Origin of the sequence: Flavobacterium sp. (assembly GCF_043779715.1) — a bacterium.
Lineage (GTDB): Bacteria > Bacteroidota > Bacteroidia > Flavobacteriales > Flavobacteriaceae > Flavobacterium.
On record NZ_JAYWDT010000241.1, the window covers coordinates 1 to 18093 of the forward strand.

Here is an 18093-nt window from a genome sequence, read left to right on the forward strand (position 1 = left end):
TTTTTTATTATTAATGTAGATAATCATTTTTCTATTTAATAAGTTTGAATTGTTGCGTTCGGGTTAACATACCCTGGTATACTTTGCATTTGCATTTGAAAAAGAGGCGGTAATGACATAAAAGCAGGTAGATTTAAAAAGTTACTTAATTTACTAGCTAAACCTAATACTTTTGAAGTAGTTACATTCCAACCGCCATTAGGAACTCTTGTTTTATCTAAATTTGAAATCATTCTACCTCTATTTTTTGGATCAAATCCTCCTAAATGTTGTTTATTAGCCTTATTATAAACCTCTATCTCTCCTTTCTTATAATCCCATTGTAAAATCTCTTTTTTTGTTGTAATAGTATGTCTACCACCTTTTATTTCCCAATCTTTACCGTTTGTTTTAAATTTTGGATCAAGTTTTGACGCATCTATTGGATCTGTTTTTACTGTTTTTACTGGATCTTCTTGGTCAAAATCCTCATAACTATCATTTGGATGCATATAATGATTCAGTCCACTAACAACTAAACCTGTAACTGCACCTTGCCAAAAGTTTCCGCCAGTTAGAGCCGCACCAGCACCACCAGCGATTGTACCAAAAACAATCATACTCGCTCCACTACTACCAAAACCTGCAAAACCACTACCTGCTTGTGCAATTCTTGTTCCGTCTGCTCCTGCTGTGGTGTTTGTACCACCAGCCCACAAACTACTTGCAATACTACTTATTGCACCTGCGGCAAAACCATTCCAGAATTTACCTCCAGTTACAGCATACACACCCCCTTGAAATAATCCGTGGGCAAGTGCCTGAACTCCTGCTCTGACCCAAAAATTACCTATAGTTCCTACAGCAGTTCCTATTCCAGAAGTTATTGCTCCACTTACCCCTCCAACAACAGTATTATAAGCCAACCCAGGAAATGTTATTGGCGTATTATTAATTAACGAAACGGTTAGATAAGTTGCCACAGCGATGGCTGCACCTACAATTGCTGCGGTTAACATTGCATACTCTTCTCCCGAAACATCTGTGAATTTTAACGGGTTGTTTAAACAATACCCGTACCTGTTAAAATTTTGCGTATTATACGGGTCTTGTACAAAATTATCCGGTTGCAAGAAACGATGTAATTTGGGATCGTACAAACGACCATTCATATGTATTAAACCTACACTTTCTAAATGCTGGTGTCCTGTATAACCTCTATCAAAGAACGTTAGTTTTGTTAAATTATTGCCTGCTCCATCTTGCACTTTGGCAATTGCTCCCCATGCATCAAATAATCTTTTCTCAACTACTCCTCCTGTCTCATTTGTAACAGCTAAGATACTACCTTGGTAATCACGATGCAAATAAAAATAATTTTGTGTTGTTCCGTCACTCTTTATAACAATTGGAGCGGAGTAAGCATCTCCTCCTACATAAGTAATAAACTCAATAGTGATGGGAGTAGTCGTATTTCCAGCTGCAAAAGTAGCTTTAATTTCCATACTACCATCGGCACTATAATATTTGCGGTAAGGTCTTGTTAATTTATCTGTATCTGTATTACCGTAATACATAATACTTCGCTGTTGCATGGCATTGTATCCAAAACTAATTTTATCAATTCCTTGTTCCTCAATTTGTATAGGCGATTTAAAAGCGTTATAGGTAATGCCTTGTAATGGTCTTGTTGTATAATAAGCATTTGCTTCTGAACTTACAAAAACTGATGTATTTTGGTACGGTTTTGCTGTATTGGTATATTTATACTGACCTAAAGCATTCTCGGTAATTTTGCCACGGTCGTCATAATTTTGAGTATTTACTGTAACATTGTCAATAGTTAGATTGTCTACAAAAAAAGTAGCATTTGGGGCAACTGTACCGCCACCGTTTGAACTCTCAGGGCTACTCTCATCAACAATAAATTTCAAGGTCAACTTAGGATTAGCTACAAAATCACTTACAGTATAATTAGCATCAAACACACCATTATTTACTGTTCCAAAAGGTATTTCGACATAATTTAATGCATCCAGAGGATCGGTTTCAACCATTACTGCATCAACAATTACACCCGAAGTACCAGTCTTTCCTGTTATAGTTCCTTTAACTCTCAGTTTATTTCCCGTAGCTACATTTATGGTAGTTAATGTTTTTTTAGCTGCTACAAGGGTATTTTTCAGAACTACCTTCATCGTTCCTGTAACATTAGTTACAGATCCAGTGGTACTGGTTCCTGTAAAAGTAAAACCATCTGTTGTGGTATTAAAAGGCAATGTCAATAGGTTGGTTCCTATGCCATCCCAAGAAGTTAATCTGTCTAAAGTGTCATACGTAAAACTTTCTCTAGCATCAAACATACTATTATAACGACTTGTCAAATTCCCTAATGTAGGCTCAAAAACATTGTCTAAAGTCATTACATTCGTAGTGCCTAAAAGGTGTTTGTTTTGTGTAATATATCCGTAAGTATCATAGGTATTTGTAATAGCAATGCCATTACCTAATGCCGCGCTTAAAACTTGACCTCGGGCATTAGTAGTATTAACCTGAGATTTCATTGTACCATCTAATAATTGCGATTCCACTCCGTTTTTATAAGCGTGCGTTATGGTTTTAGGACTAGTCTTACTATGTGCTAAAGCTATTGAAGTTTCTGTGTTTACTCGACCAAATAAATCGAAAGTAAGTTCTTTTGTAAAAGTGGCATACGGTAATGTTTCGATTGTTTTTTTCAATTGCTTTGTTGCCGTGTCATAAGTATAAGCATAATTACTGTTACCGTCATTAGGATTAGTCACAGCAATATTTGTTAACCATTTGTTGGTAGCATCATACGAATAAGTACTGGTTATATTGGTGTTTTCTGCCGCAGTAGCACCAACAACTGTTTTAGTTATTAATTTACCAACTGGGTTTAAAATGTAAGAAGTAAGTCCTTTTGGAGTCCCCTCTGTCAGGGCTTCTCCATAAGCATTATAACTATATGTGTATGTACCCGCTGACGAGTCCGTTAATTGGGTTTTTCTGCCCCAATTATCATATTGCATCGTTATTTTTACACCGCTATAATCAGATTCCAACAAACTACCCATCGCATCATACTTATAGGTAATTGTGCCGCCTGGAGTATCAGTTGCCGAAACAACTTGACCATTTGCATTCGTAGTTTTTGTTCTTGACATTACTCCATCATTTGCAGTAATAGTCAAGCCATTATAAACTGTATTTACAACCTTTCCTGTGTGATAAGTCGTCTTTATGGGTTTTGAGTAATCGTCATATTCGTAAGCAGTCCATTGTGTAGGTGAAGCCGACGAGAAATAAGGTTCACTATCTCTTACTTTTTTTCCTAAATAATCATATTCAGTAGTAGAATATACCCAATTATCATTAATGTCTTTACTTCCTTTTCTAATTATTCTAGCTAAAGCATCACTATCTACAATACTACTACTTCCGTCATCACCTACTTGTGTTGTCGTGTAAATATTATTTGCTTTTGTATAGGTGTAATTGACATTTTTACCTAGAAAATCTGTTATTTTTGTTCTTTTACCCCAATTATCATAAATACTTGTTGTAGTTTGTCCCAAAGGATTAGTTTGACTCAAAACCACGCCATACAATGGATTATAGGTATTGTTTGTGGCAACCATACCTTCTGAATCTGTTATCGTCTTAACAAAACGATTGGTTGGGTCATAAGTATAGGAAGTACTTCTCGCTGACACTGCATTTGTAGATGTAGTTCCAGTAGCGCTAATCGTCTTACTTTTTAATAACCCATTTGGAAAATAAGCTGAATTTTCTATTAATGTTTCAGCAGAACCGTTTGCTTTCTTTTCAGTTTGAGTTAAATTCCCATTAGTGTAAAAGTACTTTTCATTACTAGTTTTAGTGTCTGGACTACCAGTTAATGTATTTACATAAATAGTAGCAGTTGTGTTTATTTCCTTTGGACGACCTATATAATAACCACTACCAATACCCGAAACAACATTGTCATAATCTGTTACTGTAGTTGTTGAACCATGTAAAATTGTTCCTAGATAATTATTAGAGGTTACACTTAATGGCAACAAGTAATCAGGAGAATATGAGTTATATACTTTTTGAGAAATAATATTGGTTAGATAATCGGTTGAAGTTTGATTGTTTAATAATATGGAATATTTTTTAGTAATAGGATCTGTTAATTCTGTGTAAATGTTTTCCGATTTACTTAATAATCCTGAAGTATAATTTGTTAGAAATGTAAAATTAAAACTATTTAATAATTGGTTATAAGTTCTTACTGTAGCTCCTCTTTGCAAAGGATTGTTTTCTACAGCACTCCACATTCTTTTCTCAGAACTATCCTTATACCAACTACTACGTGCTGTTTTTTTGAAACCAATTAATCCAATACTGTTAAGATTGAAAGACAAACCATGGTATTTAAAATCTTGCATTTTTGTAACACCCAATGAAGTGTTTTTTAGCTGTGATACTATTTTACTAGTTGGCATTTGTTTAAGTTCAACTAGCGGATACAATAATTCGTCAGCCGAGGAATAAAAATCATTTAATGCTCCTAAACCTGTCGAACCAGTTGTAGGAGTCATACTATTATAAGTTATTTCATCTACAATAGCCCCGCCTGATTGTGTGACTTTTGTTAAGAGATTATCTTGTGAAACATCTTTTTGAAAATCTACATAAGTTACTGATTTATTAAAAGAAGTTCCTATTGAAAAACGAATCATTAACAGGTCACTATCTAATCCTTGAAACTTAAAATTACTAACTAAAGGAATTGGTCTTGAGTTATCATTATCATGATGAAAACTTGAAGAGGTATAATTATTTGTAAAACCCCCATTCAAGCCAATATTGTTAACATAAGTATCTACAGTCCAAGAAGAATCTAAATCTTTTGGGTCCCAAAAAGGACTATATTGCCACACATTTGTCCAAACTTTTACTAAATCTGATTTACCATCTTTATTAACATCCATTGCATAATAAGTGCTATTATGCCATTGTGTATTATACTCATTACCTGAACTTGGTCTATATGCTACAATATTATGTGACTGTTTTACAAAATAAATACCGCCTGCAGGATTAGGATTACTATAATAAATATGCCACAAATCACATGTTTCACAACCATTGATATCTGCATCAGGCAACATTATATCAGGCTTCCCATCACCATTATAATCCCCAAAAAGGATTTGTTTGGTTGGTGAGTAAGATTCTATTGTCCCTTGTCCTATAATTTCCAGTTCTACCCATGGCGCCACTAACAATTGCTTAAATGAAATAATTTTATAGGATTGGTCATTATTTAGTATAAAAACATCTGCTTTACCATCTAAATTCATATCCATAATGAACTTCTTATCTCCATATAAAAATACGTTTGGAGTTTCTAAACTGAAATTTCCACTTGTATTGTATGTATTAGAAACATTTGGATTTAAATCAACTAGACGTACCTCATTATAAGTTCTCGAAACAACATGTGTCATAGAGCAAGGATTTGGATCATCTGGTAGTCTGCCTGTTAATGGTGGTGCAGCTTGACCATACAAATGATACTCATCATGTGAAAAGATTAAAACTTCTGATAATCCATCTCCATTAAAATCGCCTTCTAAAAATTCATTAGATTCTTTAACTATCGGGGCTGGCATAACAGCAAGAGAATCTGTTTCACATCCGTTTACAAAATTATGTAAATTATTAAATTGGATGTCTTTAGTATAATCGAGTGTTATGGTATTTGAATTAGAAAGATTGTATACTTTAAAAGCAATGTTATTTAAAGTTTCACTCGCGTGTACAATAGATTGTTTCTGATTTATTTTGTTATTACTTAAAGTAACAGCTGCAAATTTTCGTTTAGCACTATCAGTGAAAGGTAAAGTGCTTACATTTCCATTTCCTTGAAATAATTTTGTGTAAACCGATTTCCCAGAGATAAAATCGACAGCCCCATCACCATCAAAATCTCCAGACATATCAGGACTAGTTGATGGATTCAAATAATCGTCATAACTTGTTCCTGTTTCAGTAACATCATTTGAAGTAACATTATAATCAAGAAGGACAGGGTTTGCTGCTTCTCCTGCGCCGTTAAATTCTTGTATCTGACTAACACGCTGATAACCTAAATCATCAGTAATATGCGTTAATTGGTATTTTTTAAAAAGCAAATTATTAGTAAATACTTCTACTTTATCTAAAATCTCTACCTTTTCTAATTTTATTCCTTTGATGTATGCATTTTCATATCGAGCAGCCAATTTATATGAAAAAACAATCTTATTAAGAGGTGTAGCATTTGTTATTGTATTCGCACTAAAACGAATTTCAGTTATACATAAACTTTTATTAAATGGCTTTGCATAGTGATATGTTATAAAATTACTATTGGCATCCTCAAAACGTACAATATAATAAGCAGTTGCATCGGTTGCGTCCATTCCTCCATAATTCCCATACCATGCACGAGAACCATCAGGAGAAGTTACAATAAAATACATTGCAGTTCCAACTCCTTTTAATTCTATTTTTGTATTGCTTTGTACTTCTGTTTCGTATTGTGAACCATCAGACCAATATGCGCCTGTCCCAGATTTTAATAATAATCGTTGTCCATCAAGAGCTAGCTTATCATCGGCATCAAAATCGACACCGTCTCTAAAACCGTCAATATCTTGTCTTGTTGAGATTCTAGCGATATTAGAAATACTATTAATATTCCAACCCTGCCCTACAATACCTCCATTTTGTCCACTTGCGTAAACTAAATTTATTATTGGACCAACATCTTTAATACTAGCTGGCATTGCAATAGGCAAAGTATAAGTAGCTTGACCAGCACTGGAAATTTCAAGTTTGCCTTGTGTGTCGTGAAAATTTTGAGAAAATAAAGTGTTTGCTAAAAATAGTGTTATGGCTAATAATCGTAATTTCATTGGGATATATTTATTCTTTTATTATTTTAATCGATTTTTCTTCTCCGTTTGTATATAACAACAATAACGTATATATCCCATTAGGATATGCTCCAAAAGTCATGGTATGATTGTCTGTGTTTTCTAACTTAGTATATGATTTTACCAACTGTCCACTCAAAGAGTATAATTGTATTGAAGTTACTTTATTGTCATTTATCAATTCCCACTTAAGATAGAGTTGTTCTTTTACAGGATTTGGATAATAGGAAATAACATCTGTTGGGAAGAATTTTCGCAAATCTTCTTGCTTTAAATCGGCTACTTCTTTAGGGGTTTCTCCTGAAGTTTTAGCTGGGCAACTTAAACACCATGATCTTTGAATTTGATTACCCGCCTCATCATAAGCAAAACTTATTTTTTGCTGTGCATTAGAAATACAACATATAAGAAAAAGTAATAAAGTAAGATTTTTTTTCATAATTCAGTAAGTTTTTTAATTTTTTGCAAAACTACATTTAAAAAGCAATACCAAACAATCATTAATTTTAGTTAGAAGTACTTCTAACTAAAATTAAGTAGAAGGATCTCTAAAACTGTTTTAATAAATTTTTAGAATGTTATTAAAAAAAAGCCCCGTCAATTTGATGGGGCTAAAGCTAAATTTATTTGAGATTTAGTTTATTTATAGCAACCTAAATCTCTCATTTGCTCATCTACAAAACCCATTAACTCTGAATGTTTATTGCTATTTCTACCTGCATTATGAAAACGTTTAATATTTTCATCTGCTGCATTAAATTCTTGTTGTAATGCATCACAATCTTTATTAAATATCATCATTTCAATACGAGTTTTAACATCTGCACCAAATTCATCCCAAACGTCTATATCATTCATTTTAGGTAGGTATTTTGAATCTGAATTGTTGCTTTTTAAATGTTGTAAATATGCTACTTTATTTATCATATATGGATAATCGAAAATTGTATCATCATCACTCCAACTTCCAATATCGCTAAAATTGGTTTCATAAATTCCGTCTAATACTTTCTTATCTTTTGGGTCAAGAATTGCAAAAGTATAAGTGATATTGAACCAATTTTTTAAATTTTCACTTTTTCCAGATGTGTTATAATATATTTTTGCTTCTTCACTATAAAGATTATATTTTGTTCTATATCTGTCAAAAACGGCAACAATTTTTTTTGGTAAGCCTCCATTCATTTTGAGAGAAAGCAAAGAAACATCAACAACAAACTGCATTTTATTTTTACCATCACTTGAACTTTCTACGCTTTCTGCAATTTTATCAGAAATCCCAAATTCAGATTCTCCATTTTTGACATTTGAATTCTTGATTGCATCGCTAATTGCTGTTAAAGTTGGCAGATAATCCACCGAAACAATTTTGTTATTCACAAGTTGAATATAAATTGAGTTTTTCGATAACTCATTCAGCCATTTAGCTCGTTGTTGTTTCCTATCTGCCGAGAGTCCAGCAACTTCTTTTTCTGTTTGGGTTATATATTCTTGATAGGCTACCTCAACTATTACATTTCCTTGCTCGTCAGTAGCAGTTATCATTTTATCTGTTGGTTTTAAACCGTTTTTATTCATTAATCCTGCCGAAACTAAAAACAAAATAATGTAGGTAGCATATCTAAGTGTCTTGCCTTGCCAAAAGCTAAATTTCTTTTTGATTTGCTCTGAAATTGGAGGTAAAAGTAGAACTCCTAATAACGATAATAATGCCCCTCCAAAGAATGAATCCTTAAACATTCCACCAAATCCAACAATAATTAAAATAACTCCTAGACCGAACTTAATTTTTTTCATAAATAATTTCTTATTGATTAGATTGTAAATATACAAATTATGTAGTATTTTAAGGTTACAAAAATTAATGTTTTTACTTGGAACTTGCACGATTATGCAAAGTCTTCCAGAAACTGACATATCTAAATTATCTAATGAAATTCCTAAACTTGTAGGGGAGCAAATAGTTATATTCAGAAAATTGAGAAGCTTAACTCAAACTGAATTAGCTGTTATGGTAGGTAAGGATAGACAGTATTTGTATAAGATTGAAAAAGGTAGGGTAACCCCAAATATTGTAACCTTGTCAATCATTGCATCAGCTTTGAAAATTACGCTTTCAGAATTGTTTGAAAATATTAAAGTCTAAAACATCTTGTTGAGCTTGATTACTACAGAATCTGTCATACAAAATCAAAACCTGTGACCCTGAAAATTCTTTACCTGTACTGGTCTTAAATCCGCTTTTATTTAACTCGTAAGCAATTCGTCTATAACTCAAATTATCTTTTCTTAAAGACATTATTAATGCCGTTGCTTTACGATTGTTAGTATTGTTTAATGCCTTTTGGATTGTTGCTTCAATCCCTTTTTGTCTTGCTTCTATGGTCAAATTTTGTGGTGAGCCAAGTTTTACTCCTTTTCTTTTCAGTTCAGCTAAAGCATCCTTTGTTCTTTGGCTGGTTCTCTCTCTTTCGTCTTGAGCTAAAACTGCCATAATTCCAATGGTTACAGAATTTGCTTCTGGCATATCAGTACAAACAAAATCAATTTTTGAATCTCTTAAAGTGAAAATAAAAGAAGCATTACGTGAAAGTCTATCTAATTTAGCAATCAACAATATCGAATTATCTCTCTTGCATTGTTCTATTGCTCTATGAAGTTGAGGACGGTCATTCTTTTTTCCTGATTCAACCTCTTCATACTCTTTAATAAGAACATCATCTGAATTAAGAAAATTCCTAACAAGTGTCTTTTGAGCTTCCAATCCGAGTCCAGAATTACCTTGCTGCTGAGTTGATACTCGATAATAAGAAATATATTTTTTCATAGTGTAACGGAGTTTAAACGGACGTTTAGACGATTTAACACCTCGCTTTTAATTATACAATTGATCATATTACTTCTTACTTAAAATAATTTTAAACATTTCTTGGTAAATCACCCTCTTTTGTTACGGCATGAGATTTACCATAACAAAATATCATCTTTAAATTAGAAGACATTATAGTGTCCCAATAGTGTCTCATAAAAATGAATTTATTCAATTTTCATTTATTCTACAATAATACTGTGCCCCCTTATAATTCAATACTTATCGCCGATTTTAGTAAATATTTGATTCTCTAAAACCTATCTCGAGTAATTTTTATTTCTGTTTTGAGACACTTTTTAACTCAATTGTTGAGACATTTTTAATATTGAGTACCTAAACTTACTATCCTATGGTTCTATACTAGTATGGGAGACTACTACTGGTAAACAAAAGGCATTATCTATTTAAAGTATTATTTCCACATATAACACTAACATTTACAAACTCCTTTAAATCATAGATTTTTCGTAAATCTTCGTATATTTGGTTCGATAAATGGAAACTTAGGGGAGCAAAAAGCGAAAAGACTATCAGAAATGATAGTCTTTTTTTTATGGGCTGAACAAACCTACAATTTTTGAGTATTTTTGCTTTAAATAGTTATTAAGTAAATCTAATTTGTATGATTTCTATATTGATTTTAATTTTAGTCATAGTAATTTTAGTCTTGTGTATTGTCATATGGCGTTTGTGGCAATCTGAAAAAACCAAAAAAGGACTACTTAAAAATTATAGTACTCTCGAAATGAAAGTCGATGGTTTAAAACTAGATACTTTAGAGTCAAGACTGAATCCACATCTTTTTAAAAACATTCTCAACTCCATACAATCTCATGCTTATCAAACCTATTTTGCACTCGATAAGTTGGCTAATGTTTTAGATTATATATTGTATGACAGCCAACAAAAATGGGTTACACCAAAACAGGAAATAGAATTTGCCTTAAATCTTATCGAGATAAATAAAATTAAAATCAGTCCGCTTTTTGAACTTACGGTAAAAACCAAAATCAATGAGAATGAAAAGTTATATGAGGAAGCATTATTGGCGCCTTTATTATCTATAGATTTAATTGAAAACGCCTTTAAACATGCCGATTTGCAAAGTCCAGATGCATTTATAACAGTGATTTTCGAATTTAAAGACAATTGCTTCATGCTAACTGTTTCCAATAAAGTTTCGGACAAAAAAGCAATGAAAAAAGATCGCAGCGGATTGGGAACCGTCACTTTAGAACAGCGCCTTAAAATCATTTATAAAAACCAATTCAAATTAGACAGATTAGTCGAAAAGAATGTCTACACGGCTCATTTAAAAATCAATCTCCTTGACTACAAAACTCAGATGCATACTGCTAGATGATGAATTACACGGCCTGACTTATTTGAAAATGCTTTGCGAACAAATGCCAGAGTTAGAAATAGTCAAAGTGTTTAATTCGCCCGAAAAGTTACTCGAAAAAACCACTTCGATAGATTTCGATTTGTGTATCACCGATATTGAAATGCCTGGAATGGACGGATTATCATTAGCGAACCAACTTCAAAACAAACTGGTTATTTTTACCACGGCTTATAAAGAATATGCGTCGGAAGCTTTTAATATCGATGCTGTAGATTATATCACCAAACCCGTAACTAAAGAACGACTACACAAAGCAGTTCTCAAAGCTGTTGAAAAACATAAAAACACAATTCAAAACCCAGCTTTTATCACATTAAATACCGATAAAGGAAAAGCAATCATTTATATTAATCAATTGGTACAAATTAAATCTGCGGAACAAGATAGCAGAGATAAAGTAGCATTGTTGATTGATGGAAGTGTGTTGATTTTGAAGAATATTAATTTCGAAACTTTGTTTCAACAAATTCCTGAAACCAAATTTTGCAGAGTAAATAAAAAGGAAATTATTGCCATATCACAAGTCAAGCATTATACACATAACGAAATTACACTTAAGCAACAGGACAAAAACGGAAATTTTATTAGCATTTTATTAAGCGAAACTTACCGTTCTGCCTTTATGAAATTAGTTACGATTTAACTTATTACAAAGTTTTTCCTTCTTGTTACAATCTCCAAAAAAGGATGGCATAATTGTTTTATTACTAAAAAAACACTTCCCATATTTGCATCGAATTATTGCTAATAGAAATTCAAGTAATTATGAGAAATTTTAAAAATTCATTGTTTTATGTATTAATTATAGGCGGATTTTCGGCTTTAATCTATACTATAATCATTAATGGAAAAACATTAGAACAAGGACAAAATATTGTTTCAAATACAAAAGGAGGCGGTCATTGGAATGATTTTATTGCATCGATGACTCATAATTTACAAAATCCATTATCAATACTTCTAGTCCAAATTATAACTATTATTCTGGTTGCTCGTTTTTTTGGTTGGGTTTCCAAAAAAATAGGACAACCATCAGTCGTTGGCGAAATTGTCGCAGGAATTGTTTTAGGACCATCATTATTGGGAATGTTTTATCCTGAATTTTCAGGAATGCTTTTTCCAAAAGAATCGTTAGGTAATTTGCAATTCTTGAGCCAAATTGGACTAATCCTTTTTATGTTCGTCATCGGAATGGAACTAGACTTGAAAGCCTTACGAAATAAAGCCCACGACGCCGTTGTTATTAGTCACGCGAGTATTATTATTCCGTTTGCTTTGGGAATGGGTTTGGCTTTTTACATCTATAAATTATTTGCTCCAGCAGGAATCGACTTCACAGCGTTTGGTTTGTTTTTAGGAATTTCTATGAGTATCACTGCTTTTCCGGTGTTGGCTAGAATTGTTCAAGAAAGAAATATTCATAAAACAAAATTGGGAACCATTGTCATTACTTGTGCTGCTGCCGATGATATTACGGCATGGTGTATTCTAGCTGCAGTTATTGCCATTGTAAAAGCAGGTTCTTTCGCCAGTTCATTGTACGTTATTGGTTTGGCACTTATGTATGTGTTATTGATGCTAAAAGTAGTGAGACCATTCCTGAAACGAGTAGCAGATATTAATCGTACCAAAGAAAGTTTAAACAAACCTATCGTTGCTATTTTCTTTTTAACATTATTAATTTCAGCATATGTTTCAGAATTAATTGGTATTCATGCCTTGTTTGGTGCTTTTATGGCTGGTGCAATAATGCCCGAAAACGCTAAGTTTAGAAGTGTATTTATCGAAAAAGTAGAAGATGTTTCGGTTATTATGTTACTACCATTATTTTTTGTGTTTACAGGTTTGCGTACTCAAATAGGATTAATTAATGATATTCATTTGTGGGAAATAACAGGAATTATCATATTAGTAGCTGTGGCAGGAAAGTTTTTAGGAAGTGCTTTGGCAGCAAAATTTGTTGGACACAATTGGAAAGACAGTCTTTCTATAGGAGCGCTAATGAATACAAGAGGATTGATGGAATTGGTTGTGCTAAATATTGGGTATGATTTGGGTGTGTTGTCTACCGAAATTTTTACGATGATGGTTATTATGGCATTGGTCACGACTTTTATGACAGGACCAGCCTTAGATTTAATTAATTATATTTTTAAAACCAAAACACATTTTATTCCCGAAACCATTGGTGACAAAAGTAAATATAAAGTTTTACTGTCATTTGACTCTTCCAAAAAAGGAAAAGCTTTGCTAAAAGTTGCCAACAGTTTGGTGAAAAAACAAACCGAAAATACGATTGTCACAGCCATGCATTTGGGTTTGAGTTCGGAGTTACATTCTTTCAATTTAAAAGATTACGAAAAAGAAACGTTCTTGCCAATAACAATAGAAGCAGATGTATTACAACAAAAAATATACACTTTGTTTAAAGCTTCCAACGATATTAATTCTGATCTTATAGAAACCGCCAATCACGGAGAATATGATTTATTGTTAGTTGGTCTTGGGCAATCTATTTTTGAAGGAACATTGCTAGGAAAAGTATTGGGATTCACAACCAGAATCATAAATCCAGACCGACTTATCGATAAAATAACGGGTAAAGAAGGCTTGTTTGAAAATTCACCATTCGATGAAAATACGCGTCAAATCATAGCAAACAGCAAAATGTCGGTCGGAATATTAGTTAATAAAGGATTAGAACAAATAGAAAATGTATTTATTCCCATATTTAGTAAAGAAGACACTTTTTTGCTAGAATATGCACAAAAACTGATTCATAATAATGGATCACAAATCATAATTTCAGATGTTTTAGATGAAGTAAAAAACAACACGCACATGCAAGAAAGCATTCGTTCTATGGAGCAAATAGCGCCTAATCATATTATGATGATGCAAGAACGTACCATTAGAAAAGAGTTTTTAGTGCAACAGGATTTAATGATTATCAGCTTAGATAGTTGGAAAAAACTCATCGATTCACAAAGCACTTGGCTCAACAATACGCCAACGATTTTAATTGTAAAACCTTAGTATTAAAATGAAATTTAAGTTCTTAAAAAAACAGATTTTGGGTTTAATGCTATTTTCTTGCTTTTTCAGCTTTGCACAAATAGAAGAAAAACCCAAATCTGAAAGTAAAATCGACGCCGGATTTGAAGGAATGATAGGACTTTCTGTTAGTAATAAAGTGATAGCACTGAATGTTGGCGGACCAAGTTTAAAATACAAACTAAGGAATCATTTCAAAATCGGAATTGGCGCCTTTCCATCTCTAATCTATTTAGATAAAAAAGTATATCCAAAACTGGCTTTTTCTCCTATTGTCGAACATAACAAATGGTTGTTTATAGCGCCATATTATGGTTATGATGTTAAAAACAATATGATTTGGACTTTTGGTGTTGGTTATAAATTTTAAGAATATTGTCATTGCTCCGCCAGTTCGCACTTTCAGGCGCGGGTTCGACGAAGGAGGAATCTCATTAAGATCCCCATATTATGAGATTCCTCCTTCGTCGGAATGACAAACAGAGTGTTTTTTCTATTCTAGTAAATTCAAATACTAAATGGCATTAATCCCGCTTCAACCAACCCGTCACACTCATTCGTCTTTCATTGGTAACCAAAACCTCATGAACGAGTTCGTTACTTTTGAAGAAAACTGTTTTGCCTTGCGTAGGCGATATTTTCTGGTCATTGTCTAACTGATGAATAAGCAATTCGCCACCATCATTTTCTTGCCAGTCGGCGTTTAAATAGCTAATCATCGAGAATTGTCTACTCGAATTATCCTGAAACTGGTCTAAATGTTTCCTGTAAAAACTGCCTGTTTCGTACAAAGAATAATGAAACTCATAACCCGTAATTCCTGCATAACAAGAAATGTTTAGATACTCTATAAAAGCTTCAATTTGTACAAAAAATGCATTTTCGTGTGCATTATTGTTCTTTTTGTCGAGCCAATAAATTACATCGTTTCGTATCGCGGTGTTGTGTATCAGTTTGTCGGCGTTGCCAGTTCCGGCGGTGAGCAATTTATTTTCGTGGTGCAGAGAAAGTAAATTTTCCTTGAGGTGGTTGGCTAGTTCATCACTCAAAAAATGTTGGGAGATACCTACTTTATTTTCAATATAAGAGGCAATTAGTGTTTCAAAACTATTTTCCATAAGATTGTTTGACTACCTGAATAGACAAGCAATGGCACAAGGTAGTCTTAATAAACTACAATCGTCTGCAATTGTTCTTTGAGGTTTTTGCCATGTCTTGTGAAATTCAAAGAATATGCATCAGCGATTTGGTAATATTAGTCCCGACATTGTTGAATGGATTAGTAAAATAAATTACTAAACATTGTTAAAATTTATTTGAAATAACTAGTGTCGCGAATTAACTATAGAAAATTTATTCAACTTTTTATTTCATCTAATTTATAAGACACTTTATCGTTATTAACTTTTATTTAACAGTTTGGAATTTGCTATGCATGCAGAATAAATTAAATTCACACAAATAATAAAAAATAAAAATCAGTGTTTATACAAAAAAAAATTACATCAATTTTACTTTTCATAATAGCGTTATCTCCTATATTTTCTTTTGCACAAAATACAGGTCAAGGTCAATACTTACAAAGTCAGACATTACAGCATTCTTCAGGAAACAGACAGTACTCTATTTATATTCCTGCAAATTATAATAGTTCGCAACCCGTTCCTTTAGTATTACTTTTTCATGGGTTTACAAATAGTATAAGTTCAATATATAGTGATTCTCAAATGGAAGTCTTAGCTGATGCGAATAATTTCATTTATGCTATTCCGCAGGGCTTAGGAGGATTAGCTGGCTGGAGCATAGGGTTAAGCTTTGGCGGAAATGCAGATGATATTGGTTTTGCAAGTAGTTTAATTGATAGAATTTCTTCTGTTTATAACATAAACAATAAAAGAGTATATGCTGCAGGATTTTCCAATGGTGGTTTTTTTAGCTACCGATTAGCGTGTGAATTAAGTACAAAAATTGCAGCAATTGCTTCTGTTGCAGGGAGTATGAATCCAAGTTGGATAGGCGGAAATAACCCTACTTGTAATCCGCAACATCAAATGCCAATTATGCAAATTACGGGAACAAATGACAATGTGATACCGATAAATGGAGGAAATGGAGGAGCGCCGTTAAGTAATGTTTTTAATTATTGGAAAAATTTCAATAATACCAATCCAAATCCCATCACAACCAATATCAATTCTAATACGGAACGAAATGTCTATGAGAATGGTAATAACGGTTCCACAATTGAGTTTATAAAAATTACTGGAAGAGGCCATGAATGGCCAAAGACGACTACAGCGGGTCTTCAAGAAAATGCTTCTATAAGAATATGGGAATTCTTTTCAAGATATGACAAAGATGGGTTAATTAGCACATTATCTACAAACTCTTTTGAAAAAACAGGCATTTCAATTTATCCCAACCCTGCAAATTCTGTTATAACTATCAACAACGTTAATTTTACGGAGAAAATTAGCTACACACTTACTTCTATTATGGGGCAAATTGTAAAAAACGGAAAAATTATTTCACCCAGTCAACGAATAGATATTGAGAACTTACCTCCAAGTATTTACTTTTTGAATATTGAAAATAACTCTTTCAAAATTATAAAAACTGAATAATTTACATAACGGTAAATTATGGAAATTGACAGTTGATTAAAATTAATAAATTTGTTTTTAAAAGTTCAATGAAAAGAATTATTTTTTTACTATGCTTGATTTCTATTTTAGCTAAAGCCCAAACGAACGAAAAAGCAAAGATAAATTCAGTTTTAGACAGTTGGCACAAAGCTGCCGCAGAAGCAAAATTTGACACTTATTTCGGGATGATGTCCGATGAATCTATTTTTATTGGCACCGATGCCACCGAAAACTGGAACAAAAAAGATTTTATGGCGTTTGCAAAACCTTATTTCGACAAAGGCAAAGCATGGAATTTTACAGCTCTAGAACGTCATGTTTATGTGGATGAATCAGGAAAAACCGCTTGGTTTGACGAATTACTAAACACCCAAATGAAAATTTGTCGTGGCTCAGGCGTTTTGGTAAAAACAGGAAATGAATGGAAAATAAAACACTATGTTCTTTCCATGACGATTCCTAACGACAACACCAACGAAGTAATCAAAATAAAGCAAGTTATTGAAAATCCAATTATTGAAAAGTTGAAGAAATAAAAATGAACAATGAATTAATAATAAGAGAATATAATTCTGAAGATAAACCAAAACTACTTGAAATATTAAAGTTAAATGTACCCAAATATTTTGCAGAATCTGAAATAGTTGACTTAAATAATTATTTAGACCACGAAATAGATAAGTATTATGTTTTAGTTTTTGAAAATCAAATTATTGGAGCTGGAGGAATTAATTTTGAGGAGAATAACACAATTGGAAAAATTAGTTGGGATTTTATTCATCCAAATTTTCAAGGAATTGGAGCAGGAACAAAATTACTCAAACATCGTTTAGATATCCTTAAATCGATGAATGAAATTAAAACCATATCGGTTAGAACGTCACAATTGGTTTATAAATTTTATCAAAAAAATGGTTTTGTACTCAAAGAAGTAAAAAACGATTATTGGGCGCAAGGATTCGATTTGTATAATATGGTTTATGAATAATAAAACACTACGTTCTTTCTATGGAGATTTCTAATGACAACACCAACGAAGTTTAAAATAAAGGAAGTTATTGAGAATCCAATTATTGAAAAGTTGAAGAATAAGTAATAAAACCCATTTTTGTCATTTCGACGAAGGAGAAATCTCAAATTTTT

13 protein-coding genes are annotated in these 18093 nt (G+C 32.5%); 8 read left to right on the forward strand and 5 right to left on the reverse strand.

All coding sequences use genetic code 11. The annotated features are described in order from the left end of the window. Positions 1-35: 35 nt before the first annotated feature. The 3 genes from ACH2BG_RS11750 to ACH2BG_RS11760 all read right to left on the reverse strand — a co-directional run bounded on the left by ACH2BG_RS11750 (position 36) and on the right by ACH2BG_RS11760 (position 8771). The gene (locus ACH2BG_RS11750; protein WP_395047883.1) at positions 36-6953 is read right to left on the reverse strand and encodes an RHS repeat-associated core domain-containing protein; all 6918 of its coding nucleotides are present in this window, start codon (positions 6951-6953) and stop codon (positions 36-38) included. Between the two features lie 10 nt (positions 6954-6963). Further along, positions 6964-7413, reverse strand: coding sequence for a T9SS type A sorting domain-containing protein (locus ACH2BG_RS11755; RefSeq protein WP_395047884.1), 450 nt, complete (start codon positions 7411-7413; stop codon positions 6964-6966). A gap of 200 nt (positions 7414-7613) precedes the next feature. Beyond that, positions 7614-8771, reverse strand: a complete 1158-nt coding sequence (locus ACH2BG_RS11760; RefSeq protein ID WP_395047885.1) for a hypothetical protein — start codon at positions 8769-8771, stop codon at positions 7614-7616. Positions 8772-8865: 94 nt separating this feature from the next. On the opposite strand from ACH2BG_RS11760, the gene ACH2BG_RS11765 reads away from it, so the two are divergent. After that, the gene (locus ACH2BG_RS11765) at positions 8866-9120 is read left to right on the forward strand and encodes a helix-turn-helix domain-containing protein (protein ID WP_395047886.1); all 255 of its coding nucleotides are present in this window, start codon (positions 8866-8868) and stop codon (positions 9118-9120) included. Here ACH2BG_RS11765 and ACH2BG_RS11770 read toward each other — a convergent pair. Further along, positions 9091-9801: a recombinase family protein gene (locus ACH2BG_RS11770; RefSeq protein WP_395047887.1), complete on the reverse strand. Its 711-nt coding sequence runs from the start codon at positions 9799-9801 to the stop codon at positions 9091-9093. The two genes, ACH2BG_RS11765 and ACH2BG_RS11770, sit on opposite strands and share 30 nt — an antisense overlap. Positions 9802-10468: 667 nt before the next feature. Between ACH2BG_RS11770 and ACH2BG_RS11775 the strand changes: the two genes are divergently transcribed. The 4 genes from ACH2BG_RS11775 to ACH2BG_RS11790 all read left to right on the forward strand — a co-directional run bounded on the left by ACH2BG_RS11775 (position 10469) and on the right by ACH2BG_RS11790 (position 14675). Beyond that, positions 10469-11209 (forward strand): sensor histidine kinase, encoded by a 741-nt coding sequence (locus ACH2BG_RS11775; RefSeq protein ID WP_395047888.1) that lies wholly within the window; start codon positions 10469-10471, stop codon positions 11207-11209. A 28-nt stretch (positions 11210-11237) separates the two neighbouring features. Beyond that, positions 11238-11894 (forward strand): LytR/AlgR family response regulator transcription factor, encoded by a 657-nt coding sequence (locus ACH2BG_RS11780; RefSeq protein WP_395047889.1) that lies wholly within the window; start codon positions 11238-11240, stop codon positions 11892-11894. A gap of 122 nt (positions 11895-12016) precedes the next feature. Next, on the forward strand, positions 12017-14287 hold the full coding sequence (locus tag ACH2BG_RS11785) for a cation:proton antiporter (RefSeq protein WP_395047890.1): 2271 nt from the start codon (positions 12017-12019) through the stop codon (positions 14285-14287). Between the two features lie 7 nt (positions 14288-14294). After that, positions 14295-14675 carry a hypothetical protein gene (locus ACH2BG_RS11790; protein WP_395047891.1) on the forward strand — a complete coding sequence of 127 codons (381 nt, stop codon included), beginning with the start codon at positions 14295-14297 and terminating at the stop codon, positions 14673-14675. A 154-nt stretch (positions 14676-14829) separates the two neighbouring features. Here the strand turns inward: ACH2BG_RS11790 and ACH2BG_RS11795 are convergent, their stop codons facing one another. Further along, positions 14830-15423 carry a 2OG-Fe(II) oxygenase gene (locus ACH2BG_RS11795; RefSeq protein ID WP_395047892.1) on the reverse strand — a complete coding sequence of 198 codons (594 nt, stop codon included), beginning with the start codon at positions 15421-15423 and terminating at the stop codon, positions 14830-14832. A 363-nt stretch (positions 15424-15786) separates the two neighbouring features. Between ACH2BG_RS11795 and ACH2BG_RS11800 the strand changes: the two genes are divergently transcribed. From ACH2BG_RS11800 to ACH2BG_RS11810, 3 genes are all read left to right on the forward strand, one after another. Further along, positions 15787-16929, forward strand: coding sequence for a T9SS type A sorting domain-containing protein (locus tag ACH2BG_RS11800; RefSeq protein ID WP_395047893.1), 1143 nt, complete (start codon positions 15787-15789; stop codon positions 16927-16929). 68 nt (positions 16930-16997) lie between these two features. Beyond that, on the forward strand, positions 16998-17486 hold the full coding sequence (locus tag ACH2BG_RS11805) for a nuclear transport factor 2 family protein (protein WP_395047894.1): 489 nt from the start codon (positions 16998-17000) through the stop codon (positions 17484-17486). A gap of 2 nt (positions 17487-17488) precedes the next feature. Beyond that, on the forward strand, positions 17489-17938 hold the full coding sequence (locus ACH2BG_RS11810) for a GNAT family N-acetyltransferase (protein ID WP_395047895.1): 450 nt from the start codon (positions 17489-17491) through the stop codon (positions 17936-17938). Positions 17939-18093 lie beyond the last annotated feature (155 nt).

What these genes read in the sequence shown, in the direction of transcription:
- ACH2BG_RS11790 (WP_395047891.1), top strand. Translation starts at nt 14,295, where the DNA reads ATGAAATTTAAGTTCTTAAAAAAACAGATTTTGGGTTTAATGCTATTT.
- ACH2BG_RS11785 (WP_395047890.1), top strand. Translation starts at nt 12,017, where the DNA reads ATGAGAAATTTTAAAAATTCATTGTTTTATGTATTAATTATAGGCGGA.
- ACH2BG_RS11805 (WP_395047894.1), top strand. Translation starts at nt 16,998, where the DNA reads ATGAAAAGAATTATTTTTTTACTATGCTTGATTTCTATTTTAGCTAAA.
- ACH2BG_RS11775 (WP_395047888.1), top strand. Translation starts at nt 10,469, where the DNA reads ATGATTTCTATATTGATTTTAATTTTAGTCATAGTAATTTTAGTCTTG.
- ACH2BG_RS11810 (WP_395047895.1), top strand. Translation starts at nt 17,489, where the DNA reads ATGAACAATGAATTAATAATAAGAGAATATAATTCTGAAGATAAACCA.
- ACH2BG_RS11750 (WP_395047883.1), bottom strand. Translation starts at nt 6,953, where the DNA reads ATGAAATTACGATTATTAGCCATAACACTATTTTTAGCAAACACTTTA.
- ACH2BG_RS11780 (WP_395047889.1), top strand. Translation starts at nt 11,238, where the DNA reads ATGCTTTGCGAACAAATGCCAGAGTTAGAAATAGTCAAAGTGTTTAAT.
- ACH2BG_RS11770 (WP_395047887.1), bottom strand. Translation starts at nt 9,801, where the DNA reads ATGAAAAAATATATTTCTTATTATCGAGTATCAACTCAGCAGCAAGGT.
- ACH2BG_RS11765 (WP_395047886.1), top strand. Translation starts at nt 8,866, where the DNA reads ATGCAAAGTCTTCCAGAAACTGACATATCTAAATTATCTAATGAAATT.
- ACH2BG_RS11755 (WP_395047884.1), bottom strand. Translation starts at nt 7,413, where the DNA reads ATGAAAAAAAATCTTACTTTATTACTTTTTCTTATATGTTGTATTTCT.
- ACH2BG_RS11795 (WP_395047892.1), bottom strand. Translation starts at nt 15,423, where the DNA reads ATGGAAAATAGTTTTGAAACACTAATTGCCTCTTATATTGAAAATAAA.
- ACH2BG_RS11760 (WP_395047885.1), bottom strand. Translation starts at nt 8,771, where the DNA reads ATGAAAAAAATTAAGTTCGGTCTAGGAGTTATTTTAATTATTGTTGGA.